Genomic DNA, 18,322 nt, shown 5'->3' with positions numbered 1-18,322 from the left:
CAACTGTTTTACCGGAGGTCACAATGGCTCAAACCCGCACTGAAACCGACAGCTTCGGCCCGCTGGAAGTCCCCGCAGACAAATACTGGGGTGCCCAGACCCAGCGGTCCATCATGAACTTTCCCATCGGCTGGGAAAAACAGCCCGTCGCCATCGTGCGCGCGCTGGGTGTGATCAAACAGGCCTGCGCCATGGCCAACAAGGCCTCGGGCAAACTCGACGCCACGCTCGCAGACGCCATCATTCAGGCCGCCTCCGAAGTGGTCGCGGGCAAGTTTGACGACAACTTCCCGCTGGTCGTCTGGCAGACCGGGTCCGGCACCCAGTCGAACATGAACTCCAACGAGGTGATCGCCAACCGCGCCATCGAAATCCTCGGCGGCGAGATCGGCTCCAAGGATCCGGTCCACCCCAACGATCACTGCAACATGGGCCAGTCCTCCAACGACACGTTCCCCACCGCCATGCACATCGCCACCGCGATGTCCGTGCGCGACGTGCTGATGCCCGGCCTGACCAAGCTGGCCAAAGGGCTCGAGCAGAAGTCGGAAGAGTTCAAGGACATCATCAAGATAGGCCGGACCCACACCCAGGATGCCACCCCGCTCACGCTGGGGCAGGAATTCTCGGGTTATGCCCACCAGATCCGTCAGGGCATCGCCCGCGTCGAAGCCGCCCTGCCCGGCATCTACGAACTTGCCCAAGGCGGAACCGCGGTCGGAACCGGCCTCAACACCCAGAAAGGCTGGGGCGAAACCGTGGCGGCCAACATGGCCGAGATCACCGGTCTGCCCTTTGTCACCGCCCCCAACAAGTTCGAAGCTCTGGCCGCCCATGACGCCATGGTCTTCATGTCTGGCGCCCTCGCGACCGTTGCAGGCGCCATGTACAAGATCGCCAACGACATTCGCTTCCTCGGCTCCGGCCCGCGTTCGGGGCTTGGCGAACTGATCCTGCCGGAAAACGAACCCGGCTCCTCGATCATGCCGGGCAAGGTCAACCCGACCCAGGCCGAAGCCATGACCCAGGTCGCCGCGCATGTCATGGGCAACAACGCCGCCATGACCTTTGCGGGTTCTCAAGGTCACTTCGAGCTCAACGTCTACAACCCGATGATGTCCTACAACTTGCTGCAGTCGATCCAGCTTCTCGGCGACGTCGCCGACAGCTTCACCGAACGCATGTTGCTGGGCATTCAGGCCAACGAACCGCGCATCGACAAGCTGATGAAGGAATCGCTGATGCTGGTCACGGCTCTGGCTCCCACCATCGGCTATGACAACGCCACCAAGGTTGCCAAAACAGCCCACAAGAACGGCACAACTCTCAAGGAAGAGGCCATCGCTCTGGGCTTTGTGGATGCTGAAACCTTTGACAAGGTCGTACGCCCCGATCAGATGATCGGGCCCAAGGACTGATGTCAGAGCCGGTCAACCTGAACCGGTTTCGAAAACAAAAAGCGCGCGCCGACAAAAAGGCGCGCGCCGATCAGAACGCGATCAAGTTTGGCCGCACAAAGGTTGAAAAACAGCGCGACAAGGCCGAAGCTGAAAAGGCCTCGCGCCATATTGACGGCCACAAGCGGGACGATCCATGAGCGCCCGGCCCGTCAAACGCTCTCTGACCCTCAAAGGCCATCGTACCAGCGTGTCTCTCGAAGATGACTTCTGGCGCGCCTTTCGCGACATCGCAGAAGAAAAAGATCTACCAATCAACGCCCTAGCAGCCGAAATTGATGCGAGACGTGACCTTGATACCGGGCTGGCCACCGCTATCCGGCTCTATGTTCTGGCACATTATCGCGCCAAAACCTGATCTTCATTTTGCCAAAAAATACTCGCGCCGCAGGCATCCGCCGAAGGCGGATATCATCCCAACGCCGCAACCGAGCGAATCCGCTCGATCATGGCGCGCAACCCGTTCGAGCGCTGTGACGACAAGTGTTCGTTCAACCCCAGTCGCGCCATCTCGGCACGGGCATCCACGTCCAGAACCTCGGCAAGCGTCAGCCCGTTGTAAAGTTTGCGCAGCAGCGCGATCAGCCCCCGCACGATCATCGCGTCACTGTCGCCGTCAAACTGGAATACGCCCCCCTCGATACGGGGATGCAACCACACTTGGCTGGCACAGCCATCAACCTTGGTGGCGGGCACCTTCAGCGCGTCGTCCAACGGTTGCATCTCCTTGCCCTGCTCGATGACATAACGATAGCGGTCTTCCCACTCCTCGATGAAATCGAAATCCTCGACAATCTCTTCGAATGCTTCCGTTGCCATGCCCGGCCTCCTTCACTTACCCATCACCTAAGTTGGACTGCGCAAAAGGTCCAGACCTGCCATTGACGCTTTTCAAGATGGTCCCGATGCGCTAACCCATTGAAGCAACGAAAGAGGCCTGATTGATGCGTATTGTCCTGTCCCTTCTGCTGATCTCCACACTGGCTCTGACGGCCTGTCAGTCCCGCTGGAATCCGGTCAACTGGTTCGGAGCAGACGAACCGGCCCCCGAAGGAACGGCGAACCCGCTCTTGCCGGGTCAGGAGGACACCGGCGTCTTCGCCAAGCGTCCTGTTGCGGTTTATAGCGGCATCCCAATCCAGACCGTCAAATCAGTAACTGTTCAGAAGGTGCCCGAAGGCGCCCTGGTCACAGCCGTCGGTGTACCTCGCGTACACGGCGTCTTCGCGGTGAAACTCAAACCGCGCAATGGCGGCGTTCCAGAAAACGGCGTGCTGACCTACGACCTTTTGGGCGTTCACCCGTCCGAAGCCCCCTATGGCGGCCCGGAACGGTCGCGTGAAGTGACTGTCGGACATGTCGTGACCACGCAGCAGCTCCAAGGCGTGCACACCATTCGCGTCGCAGGCCAGCAAAATGCGCGTCAGGCCCGGCGCCGCTAAAGCCACCGACGCAATACCGACGTTTTACCGACGTGATGCCGACCCCGGTATTTCGCGGTTTATCAGAGCTTGATGATCCTGACGGAACCACCTTTGGCCGCCAGCGCGACCTGACCGTCGCACAGGCGTAGGGCGTCCTCGCCGAACACTTCTTTTCGCCACCCCTGCAGCGCCGCAACGTCACGTTCGCCAGAGGCCAGCGCATCAAGCTCCGAAGCCGTCGCAATCAGTTTAGGCGCCACGCCCGAACTCTCCGTCTTGGCCTTCAAAAGAACGCGGAGAAGGTCCGCCAACGCGGGATTGACCTGCTGCCGGTCATTCTTGGCTTCCACCTTTGGCATGTCTTCCGGCGGGCATTCCAGTCCGACCTGGATTGCACTGAGGATGCCTTCGGCAATCTCCCCCTTGCGCGCTTCGCGCAGCAACAGGCGAGACCGCCCGAGATCATTCATGTTGCCCGGCTTGGTCGAGGCCAACTCAACCAGCGCGTCGTCCTTGAACACCCGGTTGCGTGGCACGTTGCGGCTCTGGGCATAGCCTTCACGGAACCGCGCCAACTCTCTGACAATGCTCAGAAACTTGGGAGACGTCGTGCGGGTTTTCACACGCCGCCATGCTTCGGAAGGTTTGATGACATAGGTCTCGGGGTTGGTAAGGATGGCCAGTTCTTCTTCAACCCAATGGCTGCGCCCGGTCTCTTCGAGTTTGGCGGCAAGAAACTCGTAGATCTTGCGCAGATGAGTCACATCGGCCAACGCGTATTTCTTTTGCGCCTCGGTCAGAGGACGCCGCGACCAATCCGTGAAACGGCTTGTTTTATCAACGCCTTGCTTGGCGATCTTCCGGACAAGCGTTTCATACCCGGCCTGCTCTCCAAAGCCACAGACCATCGCCGCAACCTGCGTGTCAAACAGGGGATTGGGGAACACACCGGCTTCAACAAAAAAGATCTCCAGATCCTGCCGTGCGGCGTGGAACACCTTGACCACAGAGGTGTCACGAAACAGATCGTATAACGGCTCAAGCGACATATCGCCGACCAGTGGGTCAACCAGAACAGCGCTGTCGTCCCCCTCTTCGGGCACCGCCAATTGGATCAGGCACAGTTTGGAATAATAGGTCCGCTCGCGCAGGAACTCGGTGTCAATGGTCACATAGGGATACCCGCGCGCCATCTGGCAGAATTGCGCGAGTTCTTCCGTGCTTGTCAGGGTTTTCATATGCGGCAGTTCTTCTTCGTTTCTGTGCGTGCCTTGCGTGCTCACCAAGCTCTACGCACAAAGCGTGGGAAATGCAAATTTGCCCGGCTCACAGGAATACCGGTGTCCTGTCACCTTCGGCAAACCGACGCAAGACGGCTGGATACAGTTTGTGCTCCATGGTCAGAACGCGCGACGCAAGCGTGTCAGGTGTATCGTCCGCTTGGATCGCGACCTTCGCTTGCCCAAGGATCGGCCCGTCGTCCAACGCAGGAGTAACAAGATGCACAGTACAACCGTGCTCTGCATCCCCAGCTTCCAAGGCGCGGGCATGGGTATGCAGGCCCTTGTACTTGGGAAGAAGCGACGGGTGGATATTGAGCATACGCCCTTCCCAAGGGGCAACGAATCCTTCGGTCAGAACCCGCATGAACCCCGCCAGACACAGGATATCCGGGCGCACCTTGTCGAGTTCAGCCTGAAGGGCCTGCTCAAAGGCTGGCCGATCCCCTTTGAAGGGACGGTGATCCACCACAGCGGTTTGCACGCCCATGCCCGCGGCTTTTTTCAGCCCGCCAGCCTCCGCGTCATTGGCCAAAACCAATACGGGTTCCGCCGGGTGGTCCGCTGCGGCCATGTCCTCCAAAAGGCGCACCATGTTCGATCCGCCTCCGGAAATGAAAATGGCAACGCGTTTCTTCACAGGAGCTTGCCCGAATAACGCATCCCTGCCCCTTTGGTCACGTGACCGAGCCGGTAAACGGATTCGCCTTCATCACGCAGTAATGCTTGAAGCGCGTCGGCCCGCGCCGCGTCCACCGACAGGATCATGCCGACGCCGCAATTGAAGGTCTTGAGCATTTCCGCCTCTTCCATGCCGCCGGTTTTGGCCAGCCATTTGAAGACGTCAGGCAGGTCCCAGGCATCCAGATCCACATCCGCACCCAGATCTTCCGGCAGAACGCGCGGCAGGTTCTCGGTCAAGCCACCACCCGTGATATGGGCCAGCGCATGCACGCCCCCTGCCCGCACTGCCGCCAGCGCCTGCTTCACATAAAGCCGGGTCGGTGCCAGCAAAGCCGCACCAAGCGTTCCCTCGGCCCACGGACAATCATCGCCCCAACCAAGGCCTGAGAGTTCAACAAGCTTGCGAACCAGAGAATAGCCGTTCGAATGCACACCGTTGGACGCCAGCCCAAGCAGCACATCGCCCTCGACCACGCCATCGGGCAAGTCCGCACCGCGTTCCATCGCGCCGACGGCAAACCCCGCAAGGTCGAAATCTCCGGCTTCGTACATGCCCGGCATTTCGGCGGTTTCGCCACCGATCAGCGCGCATCCAGATTGGAAACAACCCTCGGCAATCCCTTCGACGATCCGTGCCGCCTGCTCAGTTTCGAGTTTTCCGGTCGCAAAATAGTCCAGGAAAAACAGAGGTTCGGCGCCTTGACACACGAGGTCATTCACGCACATCGCGACAAGGTCGATGCCCACGCCATCCACATTGCCGGTATCAATCGCAATACGCAGCTTGGTACCAACGCCGTCAGTCGCGGCAACAAGGATCGGGTCGACATAGCCCGCGTCCTTGAGATCGAACAGGGCCCCGAAACCACCAAGACCCGCCATGACGCCGCTGCGCGTGGTCCGCTTTGCGGCAGGCTTGATCCGCTCCACCAACGCATTGCCCGCATCAATGTCCACACCTGCATCCGCATAGGTAATGCCGTTCTTGCCGTCGCTCATGGCCTACTCCATTTTTCGCTTGCGTGAGGCACTAGACCATCCCGGCGTCAAGGGCAACGGTATCCCTTGACGCGCCTGTCTGTTCTGTTAGCAAATGGCCTCAGGCGGGCCTGTAGCTCAACGGTTAGAGCAGAGCGCTCATAACGCTTTGGTTGCAGGTTCGAATCCTGCCGGGCCTACCAACCCCTGCCAATCACCCTTCCTGCACCTTGGGCTTGCCCTGGCCCTTGATCCATTCACGTGCGCCTTGCAGTAGAACGTACAGGACGGGCACGATGATTACCCCGATCACAGTTGCAGCCAACATGCCACCAAAGACGGCGATACCGATCGCCTGCTGCGACGCCGCACCAGCGCCGCTGGCAGCAACCAATGGCACCACCCCCAGCAGGAAGGACAACGCGGTCATCATCACGGCCCGGAACCGCTGGGATGCGGCCTCGATCGCCGCTTCGCGAATGGACAGGCCGGATGCCCTGCGTTCCATTGCGAACTCCACAATCAGGATCGCGTTCTTGGAGGCCAGACCAATCAGCATGATCATCCCGATCTGGGTATAGAGGTTCACATCCCCACCCGCGATGGCCACCGCTGCCAAGGCACCGAAGAGCGCCACCGTCACCGACAGCAGAATACCAATCGGCATGGTCCAGCTTTCATATTGCGCAACAAGGAACAGGTACCCGAAAATCACCGCCATCGCGAGAATGAGCGCCACCAGACCCCCAGCTGCCTGTTGCTGCTGGGCCGTGCCGGTCCATTCGAACGCATAACCTGGCGGCAAGGCATTCGCGGCCTCTTCCTCGAGCACCCGGATCGCATCGCCCGTCGACAATCCTTCCTTGGGAACCGCCGTCACCGTTGCCGAGCGGAACATGTTGTAGCGATTAAGCGCAACAGGCCCCAGTTCCTTTTTCACCGTGACCAGTGTACCCAACGGTACCATTTCCCCCGATTGCGAACGCACATACAGGCTGTTGATATCCTCGACCCGGTCGCGATATTCACCTTCGGCCTGGATCATGACGCGATAGACCCGCCCAAACAGGTTGAAATCGTTGACATAGATCGATCCCATGTAACCTTGCAGAGTCTGGAATACGTCCGCGACGGATACATTGAGAGACTTGGCCTTCTCCCGGTCAAGATCAACGAACACTTTTGGCACATTGGCCCGGAACGTCGAATAGGCCTGCGCAAGCTCGGGCCGCTGGTTCGCTGCATAAACAAGAGATCCCACAGCTGCCGAAAGATCCTGTGCCGAGCCACCTCCGGTCTGTTGCACTTTCATTTCCACACCGGCGCTCATGCCAAGACCCGAAATGGGCGGCGGGTTGAACGCGATGACGCTGGCGGCCACTTCCTGATTGGCGATGCCAAGGATATTTCGCAGAACTCCGTTAGCACTCAACTCCGGCGTTTCCCGCTCGGTCCATGGCGCAAGGTTCGCGATGATCATCGCCCCGTTCGAGCTACCGCCGCTCAACAGGCTGAACCCGTTCACAAGCACGGTCGACACCACGCCGGGCACTTCCAGGATCTGTTCGTTCAGCCGGTTCGTCACCGCTTCCGTACGCTCCAACGAGGCGGCATCGGGCAATTGGACATCGACGAAGAGATACCCGTTGTCTTCCAAGGGAATGAACCCGGCTGGAAGCGCTTTCATCAGAGACCCACCACCAAGGATAAGTCCACCAAGGATCGCCAGAGCGATCAGGGGAATGCGCACCATGCGCTTGACGATCCCGACATACCCGCCGCGCACGCCTCCGATACCCCGTTCGAACACCGCCAGCAGCCCCTTGGGCGGACCCGAGCGCGCCTTCAGGATCAACGAGCACAACGCTGGGGACAAGGTCAGCGCGTTCACGGAGGAGATCACGACAGCCGTCGAAATCGTTACAGCGAACTGGGAATATAGCCTCCCCGTGATTCCCGGCATGAAGGTCACGGGGACAAACACCGCCAGCAGAACCAAGGTGGTTGCAATCACCGGACCAGTGATCTGTTGCATCGCCTTGCGGGTCGCGTCCGGCGGACTCAACCCCTCTTCAGCAATGATCCGTTCGACGTTTTCAACAACGACGATCGCGTCATCCACCACGATCCCGATCGCCAAAACCAACGCGAATAGCGAAATCGTGTTTAGCGACATCCCGAATGCCAGAAGAAATGCGAAGGTCCCGATCAGCGACACGGGAATTGCGACTGCTGGAATGACCGTGGCCCGCACACTCCCGAGGAAGATGAAAACAACCGCGATCACCAGAACGAAGGTCTGCATCAGCGTGACCATCACATCCTTCAGTGACTGGTTCACAAAGCGCGTGGAATCGAACGGAACCGCAAACTCTACATCATCCGGAAACGCGAGGGACAGACGTTCCAGTTCGGTCATCACGCCATCGCGAACGGCCAAAGCGTTCGCGCCAGGCGCCTGGTAGATCGCAAGAACCGTCGCGGGATTGCCCGAAAAGCGCCCCGAGGCGTTGTAGTAGCTTGATCCCAACTCAACCCGCGCAACATCCCGAATTCGCACGATGCTTCCGGCGTCACCAGTCCGAAGAACGATGTCTTCGAACTCCTTGACAGTCGTCAGGCGCCCTTTTGACTTGATCGTATATTGAAATTGTTGCCCGGCCGGCACTGGAGGGGTTCCCACCTGCCCTGCAGAGACTTCAAGGTTCTGCTCGCGAATCGCTGCCACAAGGTCTGTCGGTGTGAGCCCCAACCCGGCCATGCGGTCTGGATCCATCCACATCCGCATGGAGTATTCGAAATTGGTCATGACGTCGGCCTTGCCGACCCCGCCAACACGCGCCAAAGCATCCTTAAGGTTGATCGACGCATAGTTGGAAAGGAAAACTTCGTCATATGTCTTGTTGGGGGAGGCCAGCGTAACGATCAACAGCATGTTGGATGACGATTTCTGTGTCACAACACCCGAATTGGTCACTTCCGTCGGCAGAGAGGCGACCGCCTGAGCCACCCGGTTCTGGACGTTCACCGACGCAATATCCGGATCGGTACCGACTTCGAATGTGACTGAAAGATTGTAGGATCCGGTATCCGTGCTGTCCGAGGACATGTAAATCATGTCATCCACACCGTTGACCTGTGCCTCGATCGGCGCTGCGACGGTGTTTTCAACGGTTTCCGAGTTGGCACCGGTATAGTTGGCGCTGACATTCACCACCGGCGGCGTGATCTCTGGGAATTGTTCCACCGGCAGCGCGACAAATCCGATGATCCCCATGAGGGTCAGAACCAGTGAAATCACGAACGACGTCTTGGGGCGCGCAATAAAGATCGAGGAGAACACGTTGTCTTACTCCTCTTTCGACGTGCCAGCGAGCACGGCGTCAACCGCAACGCCCGGCCGCACACGCTGCAAGCCTTCGACAATCACGGCCTCGCCTTCGCGCATTCCGTCTTCAACAACAACAGCCGTTTCAACCTGACGTCCAAGAGTGACATAGCGCTGTTCCACCGTTCCCTGCTGACCGACCACCAGAACAAAATCGCCCCGCTGATCCCGCTGGACAGACGCCTGAGGGATCATCAGCACCTCCCGCGGTTCCGGATCCTCAACCCGCACGGTCAGGAATGATCCGTCAACGATAAAGCCCCGCTTGTTTTCGAATTGCGCCCGGATAGTAATGGTCCCGGTCATCGGGTCGATACGGTTGTCTGCAAAAACCACTCGCCCGGCCTCATCCAGCTCTTCTCCGTTGGGCAAAACCACAAAAACATCCGGCGTTCTCGGGTTGTTGCCCACCTCGGCAATGGTCGCGTCGAATTGCTCCATGATATTCATCAATTGTCGTTCGGTAAGCGAAAACTCGACATAGATCGGTGCCAGCCGCACCAGGTTGATCAATGGCGGGCTGCTTGGTCCGACCAACTCACCCACACTGGCGGTCGTACGGCCAACGCGCCCATCAAAGGGTGCGTGTACTTCCGTGTAGTCCACGTCCAGCTGTGCCATGCGCACGGCGGCTTCCGCAATCTGCACACCGGCGATCGCGACCTGGTTGTTCGCATAGGCCACATCTCGATCCGCCTCAGTGCCGACTTGACGTTCGAAAAGTTCTTCCTTCCGGGCAAGCTCAACTTCAGAGAGGTGCAGGTTCGCATGCGCCTGCGCCAGATCTGCCTCACGTGCGGCAAGCGTGGCGGAATATGTGTCATCCTCAATCCGATAGAGAACATCGCCCTTTTTGACGAACTGCCCGTCCTCAACCAGCACCTCTTCGACAAATCCGCCGACCCGCGCGATGATATCGACTTTGTCGATGGCCTCACCTTTGCCGATGAACTCAGCCGTATCGATCAGTTCGTCCATATATGCGGCCGCAACAGCCACTTTCGGAGCGGCCGCGTCCTGAGCAAACGCAACCGCCTGAGACAAAATCAAGGCCGCCAGACCATTCAACCCGAATTGCAGGACTTTCTTCATCAATTGAAACCTCTTTTTTGCAGCGATCCTTGTGCAGGATTTCCAGCAATAAACCTTTGGGGCATTCAAACACGGCATACGGATTCCCACAATGGTTGTCGCTAAGGAACCACCGGACAAAAAACGTCACGAAAAAGATGAGTTAGCGGGCAAAGACCATATCGGCGCACAGACCGCCAAGCCGCTCGCTCCTTTCGAGCCGCAGCACGCCACCATGCGCGCGCGCGACGTCCGCGGCAATGGACAGACCAAGCCCGACCCCCAATCCCCGGTTCTGATTGCGACCCGGTTCCAGACGGGCAAAAGGCTTGAGCGCCTCTTCCCGATCCTGTGGCGCGATTCCAGGCCCGCAATCTTCCACTCGGATTCGCACGGATTTTTCAGTGATGCGAAGCGAAACTTCTGCCCGCTCACCATATCGAACCGCATTGCCGATCAGGTTCTCGACGGCCCGACGTACAGCCAGAATACGCCATGACACTTCGCCATGACCCTCACATTCAATCAGGCTCACATCCTGCCCGCCGCGGGCACAGTCCTCAACAACCCGCTCTATCAGGGCTCGCGGATCAACCGTTTCCGGTTCACCCTCATAAGCCCCGCGTGCGAAACTCAGGAAAGCGTCCAGCATCCGCTGCATGTCTTCCACATCCCGTTCCAGCGGCTCACGGTCTTCGTCTTCCAGCATGGACAGTCCAAGCTTCAGCCGGGTCAATGGTGTGCGCAAGTCGTGGCTGACCCCTGATAACATGAGGGTACGTTGTTCAATCTGACGTTCGATCCGGTTGCGCATGTCCAGAAATGCATTTCCGGCGGCACGCACCTCGACCGCGCCACCCGGCGAATAGGGCACGTTCCGTCCCCGCCCAAAGGCTTCGCTCGCCGCAGCCAGCTTGGTAATCGGACGCAGCTGGTTGCGTAGATAAAGATATGCCACAAGCGTCAGAAGCCCGCCAAAAAACACCATGTTTACCAGAAGCTGATGAGAGTTTGATGCCGACACCCGTGACCGGTCGAACGCGATAACCACGGGTCCGGTATCATAAGATATTCCCAAACGAACCCTCTTGTTTTGGGCAAGCTGCACAAATTCCAGCCCCGGCACTTTTTGGTAGAGATTGCGCCCCACGATCAGAGCCGAGAAATCGTACCAAATCCGCGTGTCTTCCCCGGATAAATCATCCGGGAAGGACATCTCCATGGCCAATGTGTCCGTTATTCTCCGAAACTCCTCCGGATCTTCATTCCGGCGTTCCGCTGCAACCAGAACAAGCGAAATCTCTCTCGCCACGGCTCGGGTCATCTGATCGGTCACGCCTTCGAAATGGCGCTGAATGAAGACGAATGAAACCACCAGCTGCAAGAACACAACCGGGAAGATCAGGATAAGTGCGGCCCGTCCATAAAGGCTACGGGGCATATAGCGTTTGAGCCATTTGAAAAACATGTCTAAGTCTTGCCGCGACCCGCCAAGGAAGGAAAGCCCATGGATGCCGAAATTCTTGCATTTGATCCGGAACCCGGTCTTGTCGAAGCACTGTCGCCGAATGTGCGCCGAGTATTGGCGCCAAACCCATCGCCAATGACATTTCGCGGAACCAACACGTATCTCGTCGGCACGGATGACATCTGCGTCATTGATCCGGGGCCGGACATGGCGGACCACAACAGCGCCATTCTCGCCGCATTGGAACCCGGACAGCAAATAACCCATATTCTCGTCACGCATGCGCATGTCGACCACTCCCCGCTGGCCGCCCGCCTGTCACGGGACACCGGTGCCCCAGTCTATGGATTCGGGGACGCCTCGACGGGGCGTAGCCCCGTTATGCAGGAGCTTGCCGCCAAGGGTCTTGCCGGCGGTGGAGAAGGAGTTGATGCGCATTTTGCCCCCGACCACCTGCTCAAGGAAGGCGACATCGTGCAAGGGGGCGGCTGGTCACTCGAAGCGATCCACACCCCCGGCCATTTTGGAAACCACCTGTCCTTCGCCATGGGCGATGCCTGCTTTGTGGGGGATCATGTCATGGGCTGGGCCAGTTCCCTTGTCTCTCCCCCGGATGGTGACCTGACAGACTTCATGGCATCCTGCCGAAAACTCCGGTCGCGGGACTGGTCCGTCTTCCACTCAGGTCACGGCGCCCCGATCACCGCCCCCTCTAAACGCCTCGATTGGCTCATTGCGCACCGCTTGGGACGTGAAGCCGAGATTCTCGCGGCCCTCGGACAGGGACCAGCCCGCGCATACGACCTCGCGTGCGGTATCTACACCGAAACACCCACGGCGCTGATGGGCGCCGCCACTCGCAATGTGTTTGCACACCTTGTTGATTTGACAGGAAAATCAATAGTTTCACCGCAGGGCGAGTTACATTCCGAAGCAGTTTTTGCGCGTCTCTGATTTTTTTCTCCGAAATTGGAAAAAATGTGAAAGAACCCTCTGGACGTCCTCAAAAACCGAGGCTATACCCCGCTCCACATTCCGGCGTAGCTCAGCGGTAGAGCAGTTGACTGTTAATCAATTGGTCGTAGGTTCGATCCCTACCGCCGGAGCCATAAAAAGCCCGCTAGGTCAAAGACTTAGCGGGTTTCTTTATTAAGCGGCCTTGGGCTGAAATTACCTCAGGCAACTTTCAGGCAACTTTGAAATTGCTAACATTCGTCTCGACATCAATGAAGCGCGTGACTTCGATCGTTCGGGCATTTGATCTGCCGTTGTCGGGCCGCTTGAAATGTACGGTTCGTCAACCTGCCGGAAGGGCCAAAACTCGGTTCAATACTCGGCATAGGGCAAACCTGACCGAAGCACCAAGGTTATCAATGACGGTTTTTGAAACACAACGTAACCGCAGGGTTTCATCTGTCTAAGATGTAGCGGTTTAATCGTTTGGTTGTTCACTCTAGCAAAATTGCGATCGAAAGGCCTCCCTGCATGCGTCGCGTCGCCAAAGGCGTAGGCTAAAACCCAACCTTGCATTAACAAGGCTGCAGCATCCTGTTTTCAAATCACTTACAAGATGTTAGTCCTCGTCTGAGATCGTCTAACTTTGAACATTTCGAGTACCGCCACAAGTTAACTTAACTCTTTTGAGGAAATGGCAAACTCAGATAAGCAAAAGCAGGGTAGTACCTTCTGAGGTAAAAACAGGCGAAAATAGTTAAGGGCATTTCCAAGCGTGAAATACAGGGCAGATATTGACGGGTTGAGAACGATCGCCGTTTTGCCAGTGATTATCTATCACGCTGGCCTTGGGCTGCCTGGAGGGTTCGTCGGCGTTGACGTCTTTTTTGTCATCTCCGGCTACTTGATCACCTACTTGTTGGTTGCCGAGATCGACGCTGACCGGTTTTCGATCCTAAAATTTTATGAAAGGCGGGCTCGACGGATTTTTCCAGCCTTGTTCACTATGTTGTTGGCGACTGCACTTGCTGCATCCGTGACCATGATGCCATTCGACTTTAGAGATTTTGGCAAATCTCTTGTCGCCACCACTCTGTTCGCAGCGAACATCTGGTTTTTTCGCGAAGAAGGCTACTTCACCGAAGCAGCTGAACTCGAGCCGCTGCTTCACACATGGTCTCTGGGCGTTGAAGAACAATATTATATCATCTTTCCGCTCTTGCTTTTCGCTGCATCGCGCGTTTTGGGTAGGCGAGGCGCGTTCGTTCTTATCTCCATAGTCGGTCTTTGCTCGTTTTTGGCTTCGGTCATTGCCACTTCATCGGCTCCCGAAGCCGCATTTTACCTTCCTCAACTGCGCGCATGGGAATTGCTTATAGGCTCATTGCTTGCGATCGCCGTCGTTCGGCGGTGGTGGGGACCACTACCTTGGATGCCTGGTTGGGGAAAACATGTACTCTCTTTGGCCGGTCTTGCCGCGATACTGTGGCCTATCTTGGCCTATAACACTGAAACACTTTTTCCTGGCATTACAGCCCTACTGCCTTGCCTGGGTGCATTCCTTTTGATTTCCGTTGGTTCTGACGGACGTAGTGTTGGAACTAGACTACTCTCGCTTTCGCCCATGACATTTGTCGGAAAACTATCCTACTCCCTCTACTTGTGGCACTGGCCGGTAATCTCCCTTTTTTTTTACCAGCGCGGGGACCTGTCTCGGTCGGACGGCATTTTGTGTTTGGTTATTTCGTTCATACTGGCATATTTGTCCTGGCGCTTTGTCGAACAGCCATTGCGAGACAGGAGCCGTGTCGGCACTCGTACGATTGCCGCAGGTTCAGTTTTTGCGATGTTCCTGTCCATCGGCATCGGCGTCGCAATTTGGCAACTTGATGGCATGCCAAATAGAGTTGATCCCGACCTACTTGCGATGGCGAACTCAAAAAACTTCGCGCATGACCGTCGGGATTGCCACTTTGTAAATCCGTCTCGCGCCAGTAAAGGGGATGTGTGCGTGCGTGGCGCGGCAAAGGTCGAGCCAAGCTTTGTACTTGTGGGTGACAGCCATGCTGATGCTATCAGTCCAGCGATTTTTGCTGCGGCGAATGACTTGAATCTTGCTGGCTATCAGTACACTGACGCAGGCTTCGCACCGTTTCCTGGCGTCTGGCGTCTTGGGCGCGAAGGAACGGATGATGTCGATGCCTTTATCGAATTTCTGAAAAATCGACCGACAATCAAAACATTGATTGTTGCGCGTTATTGGCAACTACAATTGACGGGCTACACCTATCGCCACCAAGGCGGAATTTGGGTTGATGATGAGTATGACGGCTCTGGCGCAGAGTACAATAAGAGTGCTGTCGAGCACGGAATGGCGCGGTTGGCTCGTCTTTTTCCAGATAGGAAAATAATACTTCTAGATGATGTGCCAACCGGTAGCGCCTTGCATATTCGCGACCAGCTTAGACGGATGAAAGCCGGAAGATCGGCAGAGTTTGGCCTCCCTGAGGAAGATTATAAAGCTCAGCGCACACAATACGAAGACATTCTTAAGGGTATCGCGGCAGATTTGCCCAACGTCATTTACCAGCCCCTCTTTGGCGTTCTTTGCAACGACCGCTTGTGTCCGCTTTTCGATGGTGAAACGCTTCTCTATCGCGACGGTGATCACTTGAGTTGGAAAGGAGCACTACGGTTGACACCAAACGCACGCGATCTTTTGCAGTATCAGTGATAGAAGAGGCACCGTAGGTCCTAAGATGCTGCCTTTTTTGCGAGAATTGAAGCCCTCGCTATTTGCGAACTCAGACGTCGGCTTGCCAGCAATTGTTAAAATCAGACCTTCAAAGCATTCTAATCAAAGTTGTCGTTTGATAGTGCTCGACGGATGATGGCTTCGACGCGGACTGTGGATTTCTTTCGGTTGTGACCGTCGACAAGAACTAACTTATTCAATGGTGACAGCAGGCTCGGGATCGTCTGATTCATCTACCTGTCTTTCACCCTACCAAGGCACCGACATCAAAGACCCAGGGCTTAGGCGGGCTGTCGAGCACCACCATCGCGGCCGTGGCCAGGGCGACCACCGGATCGATCTTGCCGACGCCGTTGTATTTCTTGGTGATCAGGCCCGACTTGGGATCGACCTTGGTATTACTGACCGCCCAGGAAAGGATCGCCTGATCACTGTGTATCAGCTGGCCTTGCCGGGCCCGACGCTCGAGGCCGAGCCATCCAGGGCGAAGGGCGAAACCTTGCTTGACCGCGATCACCCGCTCCCGCTCGACCCCGGCATCCTCCAGGGCATTGGCCAGGTCGGCCGCGATGCCGTTCGGGTCCACACCGCAGCCGATGAACTTGCCGGCAGATGCAGCGGCCGCAATGATGTCTGTGATCTGCCTCAGGTCTTCACCAACATCGACAACAGCGAGATCACCATCTTTCTCGAAGTCCCGCAGCTGGGTCGCAATGCTCTTGCGTCGTTCCAGGGCGATCGGCCAGACCCAGGAGCGGGTCGCGGCATACCACGGGCCATCGTCCGAGAACTGACCGATCACGGCCAGGGATGTCAGGTCATCACCACCGCCACCATCAAAGCCGAAGTAGAGGTACTTGGCTTCCTGGCATATCCAGTCGAATCGGCACGATCGGCTTGATGTCTTGTCCCAGACCTCGGCCCCGCCCCAAGCATCATCGGCAGCCGCATATGTCGTGACCTCTGCATTCACATGCTGCGACAGCCACCTCTGCAGCTCGAACTTGTCGACCGCCTTTGACATCGAGAAGGATGCCTTCAGCCAGTCGAGATCGACCGACTTGCCCAGGTTCGGGTTGACCATCTCCCAGGTCTCGGGTTGGCAGAGGCGATCGAGATCGGCCGCGACATCAAGGGGCGGTTCATACATGACGGGCAGGTATCCCGGTATCGTCGCGGTACCGTCTCGCACGGCCCGTGCCTTGGTCAGCTCGGCCTTCCAGTAGCCTTGGGGGGCCTGGTCAGCTTGGGTGCTGATCGTGATGCCGATGCCTTCTGGGATCGATGCCTGGCCGCCTTTCAGCTGCCCTATGACACGGGCCGCATCTTCACCCTTCAGAAGCCAGGCCTCATCCAGGAGGTAGGCGGCCGGCCGGCTGCCCGTGGCGATCTGCATGTCGAAGGCTTTGCAGCTGAGGCGGCATCCACTTGTCCGGTGCTCGATCGTCTTCAGGTGTTCCCGCACATGCAGAATCTCTCTGAGGTGATCGTCCAGATAGATCGCACCGGCGATCTGGTTGAATGCCAGCTGGGCGATCTCGAGTGTCGGCCCGATCAGCACAAACTCGGCCCGAGGACGGGGCGACATCAACATCAAGCTCAACATCAGCAAACCGCCGAATGTGGTCTTGCTGTTCTTCTTTGGCACCTGGATCAGCACATCGGAGATGCGGGCCTTGCCGTCCTTCAGGACACTGCCGGCAATGACCTCTGCGATCTGGAAGAACCATTCCCCACCGGCCTGCATCATGCGGGGCTGATCAGGTACATCCGCAAGCCTCAGGTTGTTCAGGATCGCACGGGCTCGATCGGCCCGATCGGTGTTCAGGTACGGCCGCAGCTTGGCCAGGTCGATCGGCACCTGATGCTGGCGGATGCGGTCCTGCCAGTCGGGCTGGGGGAAGGTCCAGTCGAAGGCCAGGCCTTGCTGAGGGTTCGGTTTACGGGCCATCAGAGCACCCCTTTCCATTCACTGCCGCCCTTGCCCTGGGCCTTGGCTTCTCGGGCTCCTGTCTGCGGGGCCGGGATGCTCGAGCGGGTGATCTTCAGGTCCTTCAACAGCATCCGCTTGGTCGCCACCAGCTTGTCGCCCAGGCTGACCATCTTATGCCACATGGCCAGGTCCTGGGCCTTCTTGGCCAGCTCGATCATGCCGGCATTGTCCTCGATCTTGACCATCAGGACGGCCAGATCACGCAACTGAGACACATCGGCAGCTGTCAGATCACCTAACTGCGATGCGATCGCGTTGATCGTCTTTGAGATCGAAGCATTCGATCCTTTTACGGATTTCAGGCCGATATCGGCGGCTATGTAGGTCTGTTTTGTCATACTCAAACTCCTTAGCATGTTAACGTTTATGGGGCGTGAAAAACCTGTGAATGACCCCACAGCTCGGTGTGCATCTCCCGCGCGAATCGTTACGAGGTACCGCCCCCTGGGTGCCGCTCGGCCCGTGCGTTCCGCTCGGCTCGGGTCTTGGTGTTGTGGCAAGGGATGCAGAGGACCTGCAGGTTCGATCGATCGAACGGATCGCCGCCGTCCCGCAGAGGCACGATGTGGTCGACCTGCAATGTCGTCTGCATCGATGTCTTACCGCATTGCCGACAGTAAGGGTGATCGCGTCTTAGTTGTGCCGACAGCCGCTTCCACTTGTCCGAACCGTAGAGGCTGAAGCCGGCACGGGTGCGGCTCTGGTCTTCCTTGACCTTGGCGACCCGCAGTCCAACCGTGGGCGATCGAAGGCCAGGACCATTCAGTTTATTCCAGTTTCGTTTCATTAATTCCTCCTTTTTTTTATTTTGCCTCTCGCATTCCTGAGACGCGTGGGACAGTGGGACAGACGCCGTAAGTCGCTGACATC

16 protein-coding genes and 2 tRNA genes are annotated in these 18,322 nt (G+C 57.5%); 8 read left to right on the top strand and 10 right to left on the bottom strand.

Annotated features, from left to right (window positions below; genetic code table 11):
• The first annotated feature begins 23 nt into the window (after window positions 1-23).
• Genes fumC through BMZ35_RS12350 form a run of 3 tightly spaced genes read left to right on the top strand, consistent with a single transcriptional unit; the run spans window position 24 to window position 1,815 of the window.
• Window positions 24-1,418, top strand: coding sequence for a class II fumarate hydratase (gene fumC / locus BMZ35_RS12360; RefSeq protein WP_093094157.1), 1,395 nt, complete (start codon window positions 24-26; stop codon window positions 1,416-1,418).
• A complete protein-coding gene (locus tag BMZ35_RS12355; protein WP_093094156.1) occupies window positions 1,418-1,597 on the top strand; it encodes a DUF4169 family protein in 180 nt (59 codons plus the stop codon). The genes fumC and BMZ35_RS12355 overlap by 1 nt, the downstream gene beginning before the upstream one ends.
• Entirely contained in the window at window positions 1,594-1,815 is a 222-nt protein-coding gene (locus tag BMZ35_RS12350) for a ribbon-helix-helix domain-containing protein (RefSeq protein ID WP_093094155.1), read from the top strand. Before BMZ35_RS12355 ends, BMZ35_RS12350 begins: the two co-directional genes overlap by 4 nt.
• 53 nt (window positions 1,816-1,868) lie before the next feature.
• On the opposite strand, the gene BMZ35_RS12345 is transcribed toward BMZ35_RS12350, so the two are convergent.
• Entirely contained in the window at window positions 1,869-2,276 is a 408-nt protein-coding gene (locus tag BMZ35_RS12345; protein ID WP_093094154.1) for a SufE family protein, read from the bottom strand.
• A 125-nt stretch (window positions 2,277-2,401) separates the two neighbouring features.
• Here BMZ35_RS12345 and BMZ35_RS12340 point away from each other — a divergent pair, with 125 nt between their 5' ends.
• Window positions 2,402-2,899, top strand: a complete 498-nt coding sequence (locus BMZ35_RS12340) for a hypothetical protein (protein ID WP_093094153.1) — start codon at window positions 2,402-2,404, stop codon at window positions 2,897-2,899.
• A 62-nt stretch (window positions 2,900-2,961) separates the two neighbouring features.
• On the opposite strand, the gene rnd is transcribed toward BMZ35_RS12340, so the two are convergent.
• The 3 genes from rnd to purM all read right to left on the bottom strand — a co-directional run bounded on the left by rnd (window position 2,962) and on the right by purM (window position 5,844).
• Complete coding sequence (rnd, locus tag BMZ35_RS12335) at window positions 2,962-4,119, bottom strand: ribonuclease D (protein ID WP_093094152.1); 1,158 nt, start codon at window positions 4,117-4,119, stop codon at window positions 2,962-2,964.
• A gap of 88 nt (window positions 4,120-4,207) precedes the next feature.
• Window positions 4,208-4,801, bottom strand: coding sequence for a phosphoribosylglycinamide formyltransferase (gene purN, locus BMZ35_RS12330; protein WP_093094151.1), 594 nt, complete (start codon window positions 4,799-4,801; stop codon window positions 4,208-4,210).
• Window positions 4,798-5,844: a phosphoribosylformylglycinamidine cyclo-ligase gene (gene purM / locus BMZ35_RS12325; RefSeq protein WP_093094150.1), complete on the bottom strand. Its 1,047-nt coding sequence runs from the start codon at window positions 5,842-5,844 to the stop codon at window positions 4,798-4,800. Before purM ends, purN begins: the two co-directional genes overlap by 4 nt.
• A gap of 106 nt (window positions 5,845-5,950) precedes the next feature.
• Between purM and BMZ35_RS12320 the strand changes: the two genes are divergently transcribed.
• Window positions 5,951-6,026: transfer RNA gene (locus BMZ35_RS12320), tRNA-Ile, on the top strand.
• A gap of 11 nt (window positions 6,027-6,037) precedes the next feature.
• Here the strand turns inward: BMZ35_RS12320 and BMZ35_RS12315 are convergent.
• The 3 genes from BMZ35_RS12315 to BMZ35_RS12305 all read right to left on the bottom strand — a co-directional run bounded on the left by BMZ35_RS12315 (window position 6,038) and on the right by BMZ35_RS12305 (window position 11,750).
• The gene (locus tag BMZ35_RS12315; protein WP_093094149.1) at window positions 6,038-9,166 is read right to left on the bottom strand and encodes an efflux RND transporter permease subunit; all 3,129 of its coding nucleotides are present in this window, start codon (window positions 9,164-9,166) and stop codon (window positions 6,038-6,040) included.
• Window positions 9,167-9,172: 6 nt separating this feature from the next.
• Complete coding sequence (locus BMZ35_RS12310; RefSeq protein WP_093094148.1) at window positions 9,173-10,303, bottom strand: efflux RND transporter periplasmic adaptor subunit; 1,131 nt, start codon at window positions 10,301-10,303, stop codon at window positions 9,173-9,175.
• Between the two features lie 142 nt (window positions 10,304-10,445).
• Window positions 10,446-11,750 carry an ATP-binding protein gene (locus BMZ35_RS12305; protein WP_093094147.1) on the bottom strand — a complete coding sequence of 435 codons (1,305 nt, stop codon included), beginning with the start codon at window positions 11,748-11,750 and terminating at the stop codon, window positions 10,446-10,448.
• A gap of 39 nt (window positions 11,751-11,789) precedes the next feature.
• On the opposite strand from BMZ35_RS12305, the gene BMZ35_RS12300 reads away from it, so the two are divergent.
• The 3 genes from BMZ35_RS12300 (at window position 11,790) to BMZ35_RS12290 (ending at window position 15,438) form a co-directional block, all read left to right on the top strand.
• Entirely contained in the window at window positions 11,790-12,704 is a 915-nt protein-coding gene (locus BMZ35_RS12300; protein ID WP_093094146.1) for an MBL fold metallo-hydrolase, read from the top strand.
• 80 nt (window positions 12,705-12,784) lie between these two features.
• Window positions 12,785-12,859, top strand: a tRNA-Asn gene (locus BMZ35_RS12295).
• A 620-nt stretch (window positions 12,860-13,479) separates the two neighbouring features.
• Complete coding sequence (locus BMZ35_RS12290) at window positions 13,480-15,438, top strand: acyltransferase family protein (protein WP_093094145.1); 1,959 nt, start codon at window positions 13,480-13,482, stop codon at window positions 15,436-15,438.
• A 265-nt stretch (window positions 15,439-15,703) separates the two neighbouring features.
• Here BMZ35_RS12290 and BMZ35_RS12285 read toward each other — a convergent pair whose 3' ends face one another.
• The 3 genes from BMZ35_RS12285 to BMZ35_RS12275 all read right to left on the bottom strand — a co-directional run bounded on the left by BMZ35_RS12285 (window position 15,704) and on the right by BMZ35_RS12275 (window position 18,239).
• Window positions 15,704-17,410, bottom strand: coding sequence for a terminase TerL endonuclease subunit (locus BMZ35_RS12285; protein ID WP_165610070.1), 1,707 nt, complete (start codon window positions 17,408-17,410; stop codon window positions 15,704-15,706).
• Window positions 17,410-17,790: a hypothetical protein gene (locus BMZ35_RS12280; RefSeq protein WP_093094143.1), complete on the bottom strand. Its 381-nt coding sequence runs from the start codon at window positions 17,788-17,790 to the stop codon at window positions 17,410-17,412. Before BMZ35_RS12280 ends, BMZ35_RS12285 begins: the two co-directional genes overlap by 1 nt.
• 89 nt (window positions 17,791-17,879) lie before the next feature.
• Window positions 17,880-18,239: an HNH endonuclease gene (locus BMZ35_RS12275; RefSeq protein WP_093094142.1), complete on the bottom strand. Its 360-nt coding sequence runs from the start codon at window positions 18,237-18,239 to the stop codon at window positions 17,880-17,882.
• Window positions 18,240-18,322 lie beyond the last annotated feature (83 nt).

The organism is Shimia aestuarii, from assembly GCF_900114635.1.
GTDB classification, from domain to species: Bacteria; Pseudomonadota; Alphaproteobacteria; order Rhodobacterales; family Rhodobacteraceae; genus Shimia; species Shimia aestuarii.
This window is presented reverse-complemented; position numbering and strand designations above follow the sequence as displayed.